The 16,687-nt window shown below is 58.3% G+C and carries 16 protein-coding genes; 10 read left to right on the top strand and 6 right to left on the bottom strand.

The window, feature by feature from the left end; all coding sequences use genetic code 11:
* The first annotated feature begins 114 nt into the window (after positions 1–114).
* The 4 genes from metG to AACY08_RS10325 all read left to right on the top strand — a co-directional run bounded on the left by metG (position 115) and on the right by AACY08_RS10325 (position 4,229).
* The gene (gene metG / locus AACY08_RS10340) at positions 115–2,166 is read left to right on the top strand and encodes a methionine--tRNA ligase (protein ID WP_339469332.1); all 2,052 of its coding nucleotides are present in this window, start codon (positions 115–117) and stop codon (positions 2,164–2,166) included.
* 48 nt (positions 2,167–2,214) lie between these two features.
* Positions 2,215–3,234, top strand: coding sequence for an electron transport complex subunit RsxB (gene rsxB, locus AACY08_RS10335; protein ID WP_339469331.1), 1,020 nt, complete (start codon positions 2,215–2,217; stop codon positions 3,232–3,234).
* 66 nt (positions 3,235–3,300) lie between these two features.
* Positions 3,301–3,939: an endonuclease III gene (nth, locus tag AACY08_RS10330; RefSeq protein WP_339455564.1), complete on the top strand. Its 639-nt coding sequence runs from the start codon at positions 3,301–3,303 to the stop codon at positions 3,937–3,939.
* Between the two features lie 107 nt (positions 3,940–4,046).
* Positions 4,047–4,229, top strand: coding sequence for a PA3496 family putative envelope integrity protein (locus AACY08_RS10325; protein ID WP_049709748.1), 183 nt, complete (start codon positions 4,047–4,049; stop codon positions 4,227–4,229).
* 84 nt (positions 4,230–4,313) lie between these two features.
* On the opposite strand, the gene AACY08_RS10320 is transcribed toward AACY08_RS10325, so the two are convergent.
* The 3 genes from AACY08_RS10320 to AACY08_RS10310 form a co-directional block, all read right to left on the bottom strand.
* Positions 4,314–4,946: a response regulator transcription factor gene (locus AACY08_RS10320; RefSeq protein WP_010212736.1), complete on the bottom strand. Its 633-nt coding sequence runs from the start codon at positions 4,944–4,946 to the stop codon at positions 4,314–4,316.
* A 627-nt stretch (positions 4,947–5,573) separates the two neighbouring features.
* The gene (locus AACY08_RS10315; protein WP_049709749.1) at positions 5,574–6,791 is read right to left on the bottom strand and encodes an argininosuccinate synthase; all 1,218 of its coding nucleotides are present in this window, start codon (positions 6,789–6,791) and stop codon (positions 5,574–5,576) included.
* A gap of 142 nt (positions 6,792–6,933) precedes the next feature.
* A complete protein-coding gene (locus tag AACY08_RS10310) occupies positions 6,934–7,842 on the bottom strand; it encodes a flagellar protein MotY (RefSeq protein ID WP_339469329.1) in 909 nt (302 codons plus the stop codon).
* Between the two features lie 156 nt (positions 7,843–7,998).
* On the opposite strand from AACY08_RS10310, the gene pyrC reads away from it, so the two are divergent.
* Both pyrC and rnt read left to right on the top strand, forming a co-directional pair.
* Positions 7,999–9,045 carry a dihydroorotase gene (gene pyrC / locus AACY08_RS10305; RefSeq protein ID WP_339469328.1) on the top strand — a complete coding sequence of 349 codons (1,047 nt, stop codon included), beginning with the start codon at positions 7,999–8,001 and terminating at the stop codon, positions 9,043–9,045.
* Positions 9,042–9,713: a ribonuclease T gene (gene rnt / locus AACY08_RS10300; RefSeq protein WP_339418291.1), complete on the top strand. Its 672-nt coding sequence runs from the start codon at positions 9,042–9,044 to the stop codon at positions 9,711–9,713. The genes pyrC and rnt overlap by 4 nt, the downstream gene beginning before the upstream one ends.
* A gap of 77 nt (positions 9,714–9,790) precedes the next feature.
* Here the strand turns inward: rnt and AACY08_RS10295 are convergent, their stop codons facing one another.
* Positions 9,791–10,393, bottom strand: a complete 603-nt coding sequence (locus tag AACY08_RS10295; protein WP_003172097.1) for a peroxiredoxin — start codon at positions 10,391–10,393, stop codon at positions 9,791–9,793.
* Between the two features lie 242 nt (positions 10,394–10,635).
* Here AACY08_RS10295 and AACY08_RS10290 point away from each other — a divergent pair, with 242 nt between their 5' ends.
* Complete coding sequence (locus tag AACY08_RS10290; protein ID WP_339418292.1) at positions 10,636–10,854, top strand: bacterioferritin-associated ferredoxin; 219 nt, start codon at positions 10,636–10,638, stop codon at positions 10,852–10,854.
* Positions 10,855–11,055: 201 nt separating this feature from the next.
* Positions 11,056–11,526: a bacterioferritin gene (gene bfr, locus AACY08_RS10285; RefSeq protein ID WP_065872518.1), complete on the top strand. Its 471-nt coding sequence runs from the start codon at positions 11,056–11,058 to the stop codon at positions 11,524–11,526.
* Between the two features lie 154 nt (positions 11,527–11,680).
* On the opposite strand, the gene grxD is transcribed toward bfr, so the two are convergent.
* Both grxD and AACY08_RS10275 read right to left on the bottom strand, forming a co-directional pair.
* Positions 11,681–12,019, bottom strand: a complete 339-nt coding sequence (gene grxD, locus AACY08_RS10280; RefSeq protein WP_339469327.1) for a Grx4 family monothiol glutaredoxin — start codon at positions 12,017–12,019, stop codon at positions 11,681–11,683.
* Between the two features lie 77 nt (positions 12,020–12,096).
* Positions 12,097–14,205, bottom strand: a complete 2,109-nt coding sequence (locus AACY08_RS10275) for a molybdopterin oxidoreductase family protein (RefSeq protein WP_339469326.1) — start codon at positions 14,203–14,205, stop codon at positions 12,097–12,099.
* A gap of 434 nt (positions 14,206–14,639) precedes the next feature.
* Between AACY08_RS10275 and argF the strand changes: the two genes are divergently transcribed.
* Together argF and AACY08_RS10265 are read left to right on the top strand one after the other, a co-directional pair.
* Positions 14,640–15,560 (top strand): ornithine carbamoyltransferase, encoded by a 921-nt coding sequence (gene argF, locus AACY08_RS10270; RefSeq protein WP_065872520.1) that lies wholly within the window; start codon positions 14,640–14,642, stop codon positions 15,558–15,560.
* The gene (locus AACY08_RS10265) at positions 15,557–16,666 is read left to right on the top strand and encodes an ABC transporter ATP-binding protein (RefSeq protein ID WP_339417848.1); all 1,110 of its coding nucleotides are present in this window, start codon (positions 15,557–15,559) and stop codon (positions 16,664–16,666) included. Before argF ends, AACY08_RS10265 begins: the two co-directional genes overlap by 4 nt.
* Positions 16,667–16,687 lie beyond the last annotated feature (21 nt).

Below are 16,687 nucleotides of genomic sequence, written 5' to 3'. Positions count from 1 at the left end.
CCCAACGGCATGCTTTCGCAGGTTCGGAAGATTCTGAAACGGCGCCACGGGGTGAAATATATTTCCCGGCGCTTTATAGTGGCCGACCTCCGTTTCATCAAGTAGCCGAGCCCCATGTCCGAGCCACGCAAGATTCTCGTCACCAGCGCCCTGCCCTATGCCAATGGTTCGATCCATCTTGGGCATATGCTTGAGTACATCCAGACCGATATGTGGGTGCGCTTCCAGAAGCATCGCGGCAATCAATGCATTTATGTCTGCGCGGACGACGCCCACGGTTCGGCCATCATGTTGCGCGCCGAAAAGGAAGGCATCACCCCGGAACAACTGATCGCCAACGTGCAGGCTGAACACAGCGCCGACTTTGCCGAGTTCCTGGTGGATTTCGACAACTTCCACTCGACCCACTCCGACGAAAACCGCGAACTGTCGAGCCAGATCTACCTGCGCTTGAAAGACGCCGGACACATTGCCAAGCGTTCGATCACGCAGTATTTCGACCCGGAAAAGAAAATGTTCCTGGCCGACCGCTTCATCAAGGGCACCTGCCCGAAATGCGGCACAGAAGACCAGTACGGTGACAACTGCGAAAAATGCGGTGCTACTTATGCACCGACTGACCTGAAGGATCCGAAGTCGGCGATCTCCGGCGCCACGCCGGTGCTCAAGGATTCCCAGCACTTCTTCTTCAAGCTCCCGGATTTCCAGCAGATGCTGCAAACCTGGACGCGCAGCGGCACGCTGCAGGACGCCGTCGCCAACAAGATCGCCGAATGGCTGGATGCCGGCTTGCAGCAGTGGGACATCTCCCGCGACGCGCCGTACTTCGGCTTCGAGATCCCGGGCGAGCCGGGCAAGTACTTCTATGTGTGGCTGGACGCGCCGATCGGCTACATGGCCAGCTTCAAGAACCTGTGTGATCGCACGCCTGAGCTGGACTTCGATGCCTTCTGGGCCAAGGATTCCACCGCCGAGCTGTACCACTTCATCGGCAAGGATATCGTCAACTTCCACGCCCTGTTCTGGCCCGCGATGCTTGAAGGTTCGGGCTACCGCAAGCCAACCGGCATCGCGGTGCACGGCTACCTGACGGTCAATGGCCAGAAGATGTCCAAGTCCCGTGGCACCTTTATCAAGGCGCGCACCTACCTGGACCACCTGTCGCCGGAATACCTGCGCTACTACTACGCCTCCAAGCTGGGCCGTGGCGTCGATGACCTCGACCTGAACCTGGAAGACTTCGTACAGAAGGTCAACTCGGACCTGGTCGGCAAGGTCGTCAACATCGCCAGCCGTTGCGCCGGGTTTATCCACAAGGGTAACGCCGGTGTACTGGTGGCCGAGAACGCCGCGCCGGAACTGACGGAAGCGTTCCTGGCCGCTGCGCCAAGCATCGCCGACGCCTATGAAGCCCGCGACTTTGCCCGCGCGATGCGCGAGATCATGGGCCTGGCCGACCGCGCCAACGCGTGGATCGCCGACAAGGCGCCGTGGTCGCTGAACAAGCAGGAAGGCAAGCAGGCAGAAGTCCAGGCGATCTGTGCAACGGGCATCAACCTGTTCCGCCAACTGGTGATTTTCCTCAAGCCGGTGCTGCCATTGTTGGCCGCGGATGCCGAGGCGTTCCTCAATGTGGCGCCGCTGACCTGGAACGATCACGCCACCTTGCTCAGCAACCATCAGTTGAACGAGTTCAAGCCGCTGATGACCCGTATCGACCCGGTTAAAGTCCAGGCCATGACCGACGCTTCGAAAGAAGACCTGGTCGCCAGCCAGACCGACACTGGCTCGGCTGCGCCAGCCGGCAACGGTGAGCTGGCCAAAGATCCGATCTCGCCGGAAATCGACTTTGATGCCTTCGCTGCCGTGGACCTGCGTGTCGCGCTGATCGTCAAGGCTGAAGCCGTGGAAGGCGCCGACAAGCTGCTGCGCCTGACACTGGACATCGGTGACGAGCAACGCAACGTGTTCTCCGGGATCAAGAGCGCTTACCCAGACCCGTCCAAGCTCGACGGTCGCCTGACCATGATGATCGCCAACCTCAAGCCACGGAAAATGAAGTTCGGTATTTCCGAAGGCATGGTCATGGCGGCCGGCCCTGGTGGTGAAGAGATCTACCTGCTGAGCCCTGACAGCGGCGCCAAGCCGGGTCAACGGATCAAGTAAGCCTATGGGCCTGCTGCAAGCGAATTAGGTCTACTGTAGGAGCCCGGCTTGCCGGGCGCCTACAAATCCACAACACGCCCGTTCGCTCAACGGCATGCCAATGATCACCCCATGACTCTGATTCAACGTATCGACGCGCTGCTGCCGCAAACCCAGTGCGGCAAATGCGGGCATCCCGGCTGCAAACCTTACGCCGAGGGTATTGCTCAAGGCGAGGCGATTAACAAATGCCCGCCTGGCGGACAGGAAACCATTGCTGGCCTTGCGCAACTACTGCGTGTGCCGGTGCTGGAACTGGATACCAGCCGAGGGGAAGCGCCGGCCCAGATCGCCTATATTCGCGAGGCCGAGTGCATCGGCTGTACCAAATGCATCCAGGCCTGCCCGGTGGATGCCATTGTTGGCGCTGCCAAGCTGATGCACACCGTGCTCATTGACGAGTGCACCGGTTGCGACCTCTGCGTTGCACCATGCCCTGTAGACTGCATTGAAATGCGCCCGACAGCCACCGTATTGCCAATTGTCGGCGGCCTGGCCGCCAATGATCAGCAACGCCATGAACGAGGGCTCAAGCGCGATCGCGCAAGGCGGCGTTATGAACAACGCAATGCGCGGCTGCAGCGGGAAGAATCGCAAAAACTCGCCGAACGCCTGGCTCGGGTCAAACGCCCAGTACCGGTTTTACCTGTAGACGTCGGTACCGCGCAGGATGCGGCGATCAAAAAAGCTAAAATCACGGTCGCAATGAGTCGCGCCCAACTGCATAAATCCTTGAAGGCTTTCGGTCACCCGCCAACCTATGAACAACAGTCGCAGTTGATCGTCCTGCAGCAGCAGTACGAAGCGGCAGAACAAGCGCTGGCGACCCTGGAACCGGGCACCGCATCGAAGGCCGTCGGTACGACCATGAATATCGCCGACCTGAAACGCGCCAAAATCCAGCTGGCGATGCGCCGTGCGGAATTGAAGAAAGCCCAGGACCTGAACGCCGACTCGCAGCAAGTGGCCGAGGCACAACACAACCTCGATGAGGCGCAGCGCCAAGTCGATGCCCATGGCAAGATCTGATCCGCAAAAACCTGCTGTGTGTATTGCTACAATGCCGCCGACCGACTCCTAGGAACGCCCCACCCTATGAACGCCGCAAAACGCCTGGAAATTTTCCGCAGGCTTCACGAAGACAATCCGGAACCCAAGACCGAACTGGCTTACACCACGCCGTTCGAGTTGCTGATTGCGGTGATCCTGTCGGCACAATCCACCGACGTCGGCGTCAACAAGGCCACGGCGAAGCTGTATCCCGTGGCGAACACGCCGGAAGCGATGTATGCCCTGGGTGTGGACGGGTTATCGGAGTACATCAAGACCATTGGCCTGTACAACAGCAAAGCCAAGAACGTTATCGAGACATGCCGCCTGCTGGTCGAGCGGCATGGCAGCCAAGTGCCGCAAACCCGTGAGGAACTGGAAGCCCTGCCGGGCGTTGGCCGTAAGACCGCTAACGTGGTGCTCAACACCGCATTCCGGCAACTGGCCATGGCCGTGGACACCCACATATTCCGGGTCAGCAACCGCACCGGTATAGCCCGCGGGAAGAACGTGGTGGAGGTGGAAAAGCAGCTGATGAAGTTCGTGCCCAAGCCCTATCTGTTGGACTCCCACCACTGGCTGATCCTTCACGGGCGCTATGTTTGTCAGGCTCGCAAGCCACGCTGCGGCAGCTGTCGCATCGAAGACTTGTGCGAATACAAGGAAAAGACGTCCGACGATTGAGGGATCATTGGTTTTCTCGATCAGTCGATTGAAAAAATCTTTTTTACCGGATCATGGATTATCGTTATAAGGGGCGCCAACGGCAGTCTTAGCCCGGAGTGAACCTTATGAGCACTGGCAAAGAACAACTGGAAGTGGAAGACGACCTCGTTGAATCGGATGACGATGTGGTCGAGGCACCAGTGGCAGAGGTCGCCAAGACCAATTTGAGCAAACGCCGCACCATCGACAACCTGCTGGAAGAACGACGCTTGCAAAAACAGCTGGCCGATTACGACTTCGATCTCTAATCGAGCGGTCGACGGCCGGAAGCCTCCCTCACGGAGGCTTTTTTCTGCCGTTTATCCAAGCAATACGTGGTGCACTGCCCTCTTCTATACCAAGCCGTTGCGCTGGGCCAGTTCAATCAGGTCTACGAGGGAGCGTGCGTTCAGCTTGAGCAGCAAACGTGTCTTGTAGGTGCTGACGGTCTTGTTGCTGAGGAACATACCGTCGGCGATCTCCTTGTTGGTTCGGCCCCTGGCCAACTGCTGCAATACCATCATTTCCCGTCCCGACAGGCGCTCGACCATATCAGCCTCACTGGCATTACCCATGGTGGAGCGTACCGAGTTGAGCGCCTGATTCGGGAAGTAGCTGTAGCCCGACAAGACCGCCTTGATCGCACTCAGCAGCTCGGTCAGGTCCTGTTGCTTGCACACGTAGCCGGCAGCCCCCGCCTGCATGCAGCGCATGGAGAAATGGCCAGGGGCCTGGGACGTAAGCACCAACACCTTGAACGGCGCGGGCTGTTTGGTAGAGGAAAGCCGGCAAATAACTTCCAGGCCATCAAGTTTGGGTATCCCAATGTCCAGTATGACAATGTCCGGCATATGCTCTCGCGCAAGTTGCAACGCATCGACACCGTTATCGGTCTCGGCAACGACCTCATAACCATGACGTTCCATTAGCATACGCACAGCAAGACGAATGACGGGATGATCATCCACGATCAGCACTTTATTCATGAGAAAGTCCAATTTCGCTGTTCGAATTATTTAGAGCAAGCACAATAGCCTAGTCGTTTACTAGTTGGCATAGCATCCCCCCCCCAAGCATTAGCAAGCAGAGACCCAACTCACAACGATAAAGGAATTGCCCTACAAAAAAACGCCGTCTCAGATGTATCCAGTTTTATGGATCCTTTCAGAACTTTCCGGGGACTTACATACTTTGAGTGAAATATCCATGGCGTATGGGGCGCAGGGTAAACGCGCCGCACGTAACTCTCAGGAAATACCCCTTGCCTCTGGCCCGCTGCCGACAAAGCCGGCACGAAAAAACGGGTCGATTTAGTTCCATTCAACATATCCACTTACTTCCATATTTCCTACAGACCATTCTGCGACTTATACATTCACGGCACTTACATGAGTGAATTTTCTGTAAGACCAGTTCCTACGCAGATGTAAAAAATTCATTCCCCCTACAAACTTTCAACAACAGTTCATTCAAGACCATCACTTGAGAGAGACCTCGGCAAAAAAAACATCAACACATGTTTAAGCGCTATAAACACTCCAAGTGCGGACAAAATCCTAGGCAAAAAAAATGGCCCCTTGTACAAGGGGCCATTTTTCACAGCGCGCGCAAACTTAGAACAACGAGCGACCTTTGTTGGCCGCAATGCGCATGCGCAATGCATTCAACTTGATAAAGCCTGCTGCGTCCGCCTGATTGTAGGCGCCGCCGTCTTCTTCGAAAGTGGCGATATTGGCATCGAACAGCGAGTCATCGGACTTGCGACCGGTCACAATCACGTTGCCCTTGTACAGCTTCAGGCGCACAACGCCGTTTACGTGGGCCTGGGAAGCGTCGATCATTTGTTGCAGCATCAGACGCTCAGGGCTCCACCAGTAGCCGGTGTAGATCAGACTGGCGTACTTGGGCATCAACTCGTCTTTGAGGTGAGCCACTTCGCGGTCCAGGGTGATGGACTCGATAGCGCGGTGGGCACGCAGCATGATGGTGCCACCCGGGGTTTCGTAGCAGCCACGGGACTTCATGCCCACGTAGCGGTTCTCGACGATGTCGAGACGGCCGATGCCGTGTTCGCCACCGATACGGTTCAGGGTCGCCAGTACGGTGGCCGGGGTCATTTCGACGCCGTCCAGCGCGACGATGTCGCCGTTGCGGTAGGTCAGTTCCAGGTATTGGGCTTTGTCAGGAGCGTTCTCTGGGGAGACGGTCCATTTCCACATGTCTTCTTCGTGTTCGGTCCAAGTGTCTTCCAGCACACCGCCTTCATAGGAGATGTGCAGCAAGTTGGCGTCCATCGAGTACGGGGACTTCTTCTTACCATGACGCTCGATCGGGATCGCGTGCTTTTCAGCGTAATCCATCAGCTTTTCACGGGACAGCAGGTCCCATTCACGCCAAGGAGCAATCACTTTCACGCCAGGCTTGAGCGCATAGGCGCCCAGTTCGAAACGCACCTGGTCGTTGCCCTTGCCGGTAGCGCCATGGGAAATGGCGTCGGCGCCGGTTTCGTTGGCGATTTCGATCAGGCGCTTGGCGATCAGCGGACGTGCGATGGAAGTACCCAGCAGGTACTCGCCTTCGTAGACAGTGTTGGCGCGAAACATCGGGAAAACGAAATCGCGGACGAATTCTTCGCGCAGGTCATCAATGTAGATCTCTTTCACGCCCATGGCTTGCGCCTTGGCACGTGCAGGTTCGACCTCTTCGCCCTGACCCAGGTCAGCGGTGAAGGTCACCACTTCACAGTTATAAGTATCCTGCAGCCACTTGAGGATCACCGAAGTGTCCAGGCCGCCGGAATACGCGAGAACGACCTTGTTTACGTCGGCCATGCCATCACTCCACGGGGTTGTACGGAAAGGCATCGATTCTACCGATCAAAACCGTGAATTTACAGGGGCGCGACAGCAAATGAAGATAAAGCGACAGATTATGTCGAGCGAGCGACCGATGGTCGCACCTTATGCCGGCACTTCATGACGTGTGCGCAGGGTTGCTCGGGCCGGTTGCCTGGGGCGACGGTTTCTCGGGGGCTGCCACGCGCTCCAGCTGGATATTGACCCGACGGTTGCGCGCCCGGTTAGCCGCATTGGTATTGGGCGCCAGCGGGTAGCTTTCGCCATGAAAGCGCAGGGTGACCTGAGATTCCTGGATGCCATTGGCCTTGAAGTAGTCCATCACCGCCAAGGCGCGGCGGCGCGAGACATCACGATTGGTCAGGCGGTTGCCACTGTTGTCCGAATGGCCATTGAGCTCGATATGATTGACGGTGGGGTCGGCTTTCATGAACGCGAGAATCACGTCGAGTTTCTTCTTGGCCGCCGCGTCCAGCTCAATGCCGCCACCGGGGAATCCGACTTCGGTCTGTTTGACCTGATCGTAATTCATCGGCAACAGCTTGGTGGTACACACTTGGTAGTCGTTGTAAGCCTTGTTGAATTTGACCGGCAACAGGCGGATTTCCGAGTAGCCGCCTTCACGTCCGTAATGGCGAACGGTCGGGCTACGCCCTTCCAGCAAGCCATTGAACAAGCGCCCAGCCTGGGCCTGGGAGCTGTTGAACAACACGTCGCCACTGCCGGCACGCACGGCGCCGAGGTTGATATCACCTCGCCCCGGCTGCCAAGGGGCGGCGGCGGCCAGCAACGTGGCCGAGCCCCCACCCAGCGAGCCGTTATAGGCTTTGAGACGAAACGTCGCCTGCTCGCCAGCCCGGCGCACGAACTCACCCGAACCGAAGTCGGTGATCGGCTGGGTCAGGCGGCACTCGAACTGGTCCCCTTCTACCTTCCACTCAATATTCTCCAGACGTGTCTGGAACGTGAGGGCCATCGCAGGCAGGCTGGCGAACACACTGAGCAGGGCTAGATAATGCTGGCGCACGGGAGGCTCCACTGGTTTCTACAACACTTCAAAGCGTCATACATCGATAAGGCATACGAAAGGCTATCGGTTGCCTCCTGCAAAACTTGATAGCGAGTGCCTGCAAGAGTCTTTTCCGGTAGCATTCCCACCAGATTGACCCGCCTGGAATCCCCAATGTCCGACCGCCTGACCCTGCTGCGTCCCGACGACTGGCATATTCATCTTCGCGATGGTGCTGCGTTACCCCACACCGTGGCCGATGTAGCGCGTACCTTTGGCCGCGCCATCATCATGCCTAACCTGGTACCTCCGGTGCGTAACGCCGAGCAAGCCGATGCCTATCGACAGCGAATCCTCGCTGCACGGCCGGCCGGCAGCCGCTTCGAACCGTTGATGGTGCTTTATCTCACCGACCGCACCCAGCCCGAAGAAATTCGCGAGGCCAAGGCCAGCGGTTTCGTGCACGCCGCCAAGCTGTACCCGGCGGGCGCGACCACCAACTCCGACTCCGGCGTGACCAGTATCGACAAGATCCTGCCAGCCATCGAAGCCATGGCCGAAGTCGGCATGCCGCTGTTGATCCACGGTGAAGTCACCCGTGGCGACGTGGACGTGTTCGATCGCGAGAAGATCTTCATCGACGAACACATGCGCCGTGTGGTCGAGCTGTTCCCGACCCTGAAGGTCGTGTTCGAGCACATCACCACCGCCGATGCTGTGCAGTTCGTCACCGAGGCCTCGGCCAACGTCGGCGCGACCATCACTGCGCATCACCTGCTGTACAACCGTAACCACATGTTGGTGGGCGGGATTCGGCCGCACTTCTATTGCCTGCCGATCCTCAAGCGCAACACCCACCAGGTGGCCTTGCTGGATGCTGCGACCAGCGGCAACCCGAAGTTCTTCCTCGGCACCGATTCCGCCCCACACGCCCAGCACGCCAAAGAAGCGGCGTGCGGCTGTGCCGGTTGCTACACCGCCTATGCTGCCATCGAGCTGTACGCCGAGGCGTTCGAACAGCGCAACGCGCTGGACAAGCTCGAAGCGTTCGCCAGCCTCAACGGCCCGCGCTTCTACGGCCTGCCGGCAAATACCGACCGCATTACCCTGGTTCGTGAAGACTGGACCGCCCCTGCCAGCCTGCCGTTTGGCGAGCTGACTGTTATCCCGCTGCGCGCCGGTGAAACACTGCGCTGGCGCCTGCTGGAGGAAAACAAGTGAGTGAAGACCATTACGACGACGAACATGAGCACAGTGGTGGCGGTTCCCGTCACCCGATGGCCGAGCGGTTTCGCGGTTATCTGCCAGTAGTCATCGACGTAGAAACCGGTGGTTTCAATTGCGCCACCGACGCGCTGCTGGAAATCGCCGCGACCACCATCGGCATGGATGAACAGGGTTTTGTGTTCGCGGAACACACCCACTTCTTCCGTGTCGAGCCGTTCGAAGGTGCCAACATCGAAGCGGCCGCCCTGGAGTTCACTGGGATCAAGCTCGATCACCCGCTGCGCATGGCGGTGAGTGAAGAAGCGGCGCTGACCGATATCTTCCGCGGCGTACGCAAGGCGTTGAAGGCCAATGGCTGCAAGCGCGCGATTCTGGTCGGCCATAACAGTAGCTTCGACCTGGGCTTCCTGAACGCCGCCGTGACGCGGTTGGACATGAAGCGCAACCCGTTCCACCCGTTCTCCAGCTTTGACACCGCGACCCTCGCCGGCCTGGCTTATGGCCAGACGGTGTTGGCGAAAGCCTGCCAGGCAGCCGGTATCGACTTTGACGGTCGTGAGGCCCATTCGGCCCGCTACGACACCGAGAAAACCGCCGAACTGTTCTGCGGCATCGTCAACCGCTGGAAGCAGATGGGCGGCTGGGAAGACTTCAACGACTGAAATCTCACTACAGCCGTTTCGCGCGTATAAAAAAACCGGCCTTCTCAGGCCGGTTTTTTTTTCACCGTGAAACTGGCTTACAGCTTGCCAGCGTTCTCGGTCAGGTAAGCCGCAACGCCTTCTGGCGAAGCATTCATGCCTTTGTCGCCTTTTTTCCAGTTGGCAGGGCAGACTTCGCCATGCTCTTCGTGGAATTGCAGTGCGTCGACCAGACGGATCAGCTCTTCCATGTTACGGCCTAGTGGCAGGTCGTTGATGATCTGGGAGCGAACAACGCCCTTGTCATCGATCAGGAATGCGCCACGGAACGCTACGCCGCCTTCGGACTCAACGTCGTAGGCCTTGGCGATGTCGTGCTTCATGTCGGCAGCCATGGTGTATTTGACTTTGCCGATGCCGCCATCGTTGATGGCGGTGTTGCGCCAGGCGTTGTGGGTGAAATGGGAGTCGATGGAAACGGCTACCACTTCAACGTTGCGCGCCTTGAAATCGTCCATGCGGTGGTCCAGAGCAATCAGCTCCGAAGGGCAGACGAAGGTGAAGTCCAGCGGGTAGAAGAATACCAGGCCATATTTGCCTTTGATGGCTTCAGACAGCTTGAAGCTGTCAACGATTTCGCCATTGCCGAGAACGGCTGGAACGTCGAAATCCGGGGCTTGTTTGCCGACGAGTACGCTCATTGGATATCTCCTGATGTAAGGGTGACGATTGAAGTAAAAGGACCGGCCCTGAGTCTGCCGTTTATAGGCGACAGCCCTGTGACGCAGTCACGCTTCGTGAAGACCGGCCATCATACACTGAAAAAACCGTTCGTCAGTGCGGGCGCGATGCCAGCAAATAACCGACGAATCTACTTTGACAATCATTCTCGTTAACATTAAGATCCATCGCACTTAAGCCTAACCCGCGATGGTTCTCCCTTATGTATGTGTGCCTCTGTACTGGCGTCACCGACGGAAAAATCCGCGAAGCAATCTACGAAGGTTGCTGCAGCTACAAGGAAGTACGTGAAACCACCGGTGTTGCCAGCCAGTGTGGCAAATGTGCTTGCCTCGCCAAGCAAGTGGTACGGGAAACCCTGACGCAGCTGCAGACAGCCCAGGCCGCGCTCCCCTATTCAGCAGAATTTACACACGCCTGATTTGGCGTGTTTTAAAGAACCGGACTTAGTGTTCGGTTTTTTTATGCCTGCAATTCAATTAGTTAGCGCCAAGACGCGGAACAAAAACATTCTTATTCCGATTAATTTTCATTTATTATTCAATAACTTAGGTTTGACACTAGGGATTGCGCCGCTCAAACTCCGCCCTATATACAGCTATTACAGGGCAGGACCCCAGTCATGAAAGGCGACATCTCAGTCATCCAGCAACTCAACAAAATCCTTGCCAATGAACTGGTCGCGATCAATCAGTATTTTCTGCATGCGCGTATGTACGACGATTGGGGCCTGGAAAAGCTGGGCAAGCGTGAATACAAAGAATCGATCAAGGCCATGAAGGATGCTGACGCGCTGATCAAACGCATCCTGTTCCTGGAAGGCCTGCCGAACGTGCAGGACCTGGGCAAGCTGAACATCGGCGAACACACCCAGGAAATGATCAGCAGCGACCTTGGTTTTGAGCGCAAGAGCCACAGCGACCTCAAGGCCGCTATCGCTCACTGCGAACTGACCGGCGACTACGGTAGCCGTGAATTGCTGGAAGATATCCTGGAAGACCAGGAAGAACATATCGACTGGCTGGAAACCCAACTGGGCCTGATCGACAAAGTCAGCCTGGAAAACTACCTGCAATCGCAGATGGGTGAATAACCCTCAGGTAACAGGTACAAAAAAGCCCCGCTCTCTTACGAGAAGCGGGGCTTTTTATTGAACGGCAGATTGCAGGAGCTGCTTGCCAGCAATAGCGTCCGAAAGTACGACGCCAGGCTGTGGGGCCAATCGCCGGCAAGCCGGCTCCTGCAGATCAGGCGTCAGTCTTGGCCGCGGCGTTTGCCGCTGCCTCTTTGATCAGCGCCTGCAACGAACCGTCTGCGGCCATTTCAGTGATGATATCGCTACCGCCGACCAGCTCACCGGCGACCCACAGTTGTGGGAACGTAGGCCAGTTGGCGTACTTCGGCAGGTTGGCGCGGATTTCAGGGTTTTGCAGGATATCCACGTAAGCGAATTTCTCGCCACACGCCATGATGGCCTGCGACGCCTTCGCGGAGAAACCGCACTGAGGAGCGTTTGGCGCGCCCTTCATGTAAAGCAGAATGGTGTTGGCAGCAATCTGCTCTTTGATCGTTTCGATGATATCCATGGAACACCTCGGCTGGAACTTTGCGACTCACAGGTCGGCACGGTGGCGCATTGTAACGCAAAATTCCAGCGCGGTGCTCAGGCGGCTGCTACCTGGACCGGAACGCCATTGAGCGCCGCATTGCCCGACAACTCGTCCAATTGCCGTTCGTCGGTCAGGTCATTCGCGCTCGCTCCGGGTTGCGCGCTGGCGATGCCCATCTGGACGCCCGGGCGACCATGGCCCCAGCCGTGGGGCAGGCTGACGACACCAGGCATCATGTCCAGGCTGGAGACAACTTCCACCTCGATCATGCCAATCCTAGAACTCACCCGCACCCGCTGGCCATCCAGTAAACGCCGGCTGGCCAGGTCGTCAGGATGCATCAGCAATTGATGACGCGGCTTGCCCTTCACCAGCCGGTGATAGTTATGCATCCAGGAATTATTGCTGCGCACATGGCGACGGCCGATCAGCAACAGTTCGTCGACCACAGGCCCCGGCTGCGCGGCAAACCGCACCAGGTCGGCGAGGATAACTGCCGGCGCCGCCTGCACCTTGCCATCAACGGTTTTCAGACGCGCGGCAAGGTTGGGCTGAAGCGGCCCAAGGTCCACGCCATGGGGATGGTCGGCCAGCATCGCCACCGATAATTTGTGGCTGGAGGCATCACCGTACGCGCCCGCGCGCAGCCCGAAATCGATCATCTGCGCCGGCGGCATCGTCGGCTTGAGTGTGGTACCGGTCTGAGCCGCAAAGGCCTTGGCCAGCCCGACGAAAATTTCCCAGTCATGCAGCGCACCCTCGGGTTTGGGCAAGATCGCCTGGTTGAAACGGGTGACGTTACGCACCGCAAACATATTGAAGGTCGTGTCGTAGTGATCGTTTTCCAACGCTGACGTGGACGGCAGAATCAAATCGGCATACCGCGTGGTCTCGTTGATATAGAGGTCGACGCTGACCATGAACTCCAAGCCATCCAAGGCTTGCTCCAATTGCCGCCCATTAGGGGTCGACAACACCGGATTACCGGCCACTGTCACCAACGCGCGGATTTGTCCTTCGCCTTCAGTGAGCATTTCTTCCGCCAGGGCCGACACCGGCAACTCGCCACCGTACTCCGGACGCCCGGAAACCCGGCTCTGCCAGCGATTGAAATGCCCGCCACCGGTCGACGCCACCAGATCCACTGCGGGCGTCGTGCACAAGGCGCCACCCACACGGTCGAGATTGCCAGTCACCAGGTTGATCAGTTGCACCAGCCAGTGGCACAGCGTGCCGAACGCCTGGGTTGATACGCCCATGCGCCCGTAGCACACCGCTTTATCCGCTGCGGCAAAGTCCCGTGCCAGTTGGCGGATCTGCTCGGCAGGCACCGCACACTGACGACTCATGGCCTCGGCGGTAAACCCGGCGATCACGCGGCGTACATCCTCCAGGCCTTCAACCGGTAAATGGCTGTCGCGGGTCAGGTTCTCGGTAAACAAGGTGTTGAGCACCCCGAACAACAGCGCCGCATCACCGCCTGGGCGCACAAACAGATGCTGATCAGCCATCGCCGCCGTCTCGCTGCGCCGTGGGTCGACCACCACCACTTTACCGCCCCGCGCCTGGATCGCCTTGAGGCGCTTTTCCACGTCGGGCACCGTCATGATGCTGCCATTGGACGCCAGTGGGTTGCCGCCCAGGATCAGCATGAAGTCGGTGTGATCAATGTCCGGGATCGGCAGCAACAGGCCGTGGCCGTACATGAGATAGCTGGTGAGGTGATGGGGCAGTTGGTCGACCGAGGTCGCGGAAAACCGATTACGCGTCTTCAACAGGCCGAGGAAGTAGTTGCTGTGGGTCATCAGCCCATAGTTGTGCACGCTGGGGTTGCCCTGATACACCGCCACCGCATTCTGCCCGTGACGCGCCTGAATGCCCGCCAGCCGTTCGGCTACGAGCGCGAAAGCCTCGTCCCACGCGATCGGCTGCCATTCGCTACCCACTCGTAACATGGGCTGGTGCAGGCGGTCAGGATCATTCTGGATATCCTGCAGCGCTACAGCCTTGGGGCAGATATGCCCACGACTGAAACTGTCCTGGGCATCGCCCTTGATCGAGGTGATCGCCAGGTTGCCGTCGTCGGCTCGGGTAGTTTCCAGCGTTAGGCCGCAGATGGCTTCACACAGATGGCAGGCACGGTGGTGGAGAGTCTTGGTCATCGCCAGTCTCTTATAAGGGCTTTGGTCCAACTATGGGCCGCGACCGGCAAGCGCGCCACCAACGTTCGCCTCGTGAATCGACAAGCATCAGGCCAGGCCATGGCTAAGCATGAGCAAATGTTTCAGAAACCTCACACGCTCGCGCTGAAACCGACGCAGCCTGACCTGCAGCCGCCGCAGCGCATTGCAAAAGGTTGCTACGCCAGTGTACAAATGGTTCGCTGCTGTCTGGAATTCATCTTCAAAAGCGCCTTGGCGCCCTGCTTGAACGCCCTTTAAAACCGTAGCCCTATTGGTAAGACGCGACATTTAATTATAAGATCGCGCCTTCCCCTATTTCGTCGCCCCGTGCGGCTTTCGCCGCAGGTCTCGCCCGTTGTCACAATAAACAAGGCTTTGAGTATCTGCGGTCTGTTGCAAAAAGGTAGTTAATGATGAGCGCAAGGCACTTTCTCTCCCTGATGGATTGCACGCCCGAAGAGCTGGTCAGCGTGATCCGTCGAGGCATTGAGCTTAAAGACCTGCGTAACCGCGGCGTACTGTTCGAGCCTTTGAAAAACCGCGTGCTCGGGATGATTTTCGAGAAGTCATCAACCCGCACCCGCGTGTCTTTCGAAGCCGGCATGATTCAACTGGGTGGCCAGGCCATCTTCTTGTCCTCGCGCGACACCCAGTTAGGGCGTGGCGAGCCGATCGCCGACAGCGCGAAGGTAATGTCGAGCATGCTCGACGCCGTGATGATCCGTACCTTTGCCCACAGTACCGTGACCGAATTTTCCGCCAACTCCCGCGTACCGGTGATCAACGGCCTGTCCGATGACCTGCACCCGTGCCAGTTGCTGGCCGACATGCAAACCTTTCTCGAACACCGTGGCTCGATTCAGGGCAAGACCGTGGCGTGGATCGGCGACGGCAACAACATGTGCAACAGTTATATAGAAGCGGCGATCCAGTTCGACTTCCAATTGCGCGTTGCCTGCCCGGAAGGTTATGAGCCTGATGCGCGCTTCCTGGCGCAGGCCGGTGACCGCGTGACCCTGGTTCGCGACCCGCGTGACGCGGTGATCGGCGCGCACCTGGTGAGCACCGACGTCTGGACCTCCATGGGCCAGGAAGACGAAACCACCAAGCGCCTGGCCCAGTTCGCCCCGTATCAAGTGAACCGCGCCCTGCTCGACCTGGCCGCCCCCGACGTGTTGTTCATGCACTGCCTGCCGGCGCACCGTGGCGAAGAAATCAGCCTTGACCTGCTTGACGATCCGCGCTCGGTCGCCTGGGACCAGGCCGAGAACCGCCTGCATGCGCAAAAAGCCCTGCTCGAGTTCCTCGTCCCGCCGTCGTACCACCACGCATGAGCCAGCCATTACTGCTGAACCTGCGCAATCTGGCATGCGGCTATCAAGATCAACGGGTGGTGCAGAACCTCAACCTGCACCTGAATGCCGGCGATATCGGTTGCCTGTTAGGCTCTTCGGGCTGCGGCAAGACCACGACGTTGCGCGCCATTGCCGGGTTTGAGCCGGTGCACGAGGGTGAAATCAGCCTGGCGGGCGAAGTGATCTCCAGTGCCGGGTTCACTCTGGCGCCGGAGAAACGCCGCATCGGCATGGTGTTCCAGGACTACGCCCTGTTTCCTCACCTCAGCGTGGCTGACAACATCGCCTTCGGCATTCGCAAGCACCCGCAACAAGACCGCGTGGTCGCTGAGTTGTTGGAACTGGTGAACCTGAAAAACCTGGGCAAGCGCTTTCCTCATGAGCTTTCCGGCGGCCAACAACAACGCGTCGCTCTCGCCCGTGCTTTGGCGCCGGAGCCGGCACTGTTATTGCTGGACGAACCCTTCTCCAACCTGGATGGCGAGTTGCGACGCAAGCTCAGCCACGAGGTGCGGGATATCCTCAAGGCACGCGGCACCAGTGCGATTCTGGTGACCCATGATCAGGAGGAAGCCTTCGCGGTCAGCGACCAGGTCGGTGTTTTCAAGGAGGGCCGCCTTGAGCAGTGGGACACGCCCTACAACCTCTATCACGAACCGCAGACGCCATATGTCGCCAGCTTTATCGGCCAGGGTTACTTCATTCGTGGCCAGTTAAGTTCGCCGGAATCGGTGAGCACCGAACTCGGCGAGCTACGCGGCAACCGCGCCTACACCTGGCCTACCGGCGGTGCGGTGGATGTGCTGCTGCGCCCGGATGACATCGTCTACGCGCCAGACAGCGCGCTGAAAGCGCAGATCGTCGGCAAGACGTTCCTGGGGGCGTCTACCTTGTACCGCCTGCAACTTCCGACGGGCGCGCAATTGGAGTCGATTTTCCCCAGCCACGCCGACCATCAGGTGGGGGCGGATGTGGGGATTCGGGTTGCGGCTGAGCATCTGGTGTTATTTCAGGCGTCAGGGAGTACGGCGGCGCAAATCCCTAAAGTCGAATCCGGCGTACGCCGCTACAGCCCTGCGCACTGAATAACTGACGAAACCGGCTTG

Source organism: Pseudomonas sp. EL_65y_Pfl1_R83 (assembly GCF_963970695.1).
GTDB lineage: Bacteria > Pseudomonadota > Gammaproteobacteria > Pseudomonadales > Pseudomonadaceae > Aquipseudomonas > Aquipseudomonas tritici.
The sequence above is the reverse complement of the archived record's forward strand: the minus strand, read 5'-3'. Positions and strand labels throughout refer to the sequence as shown.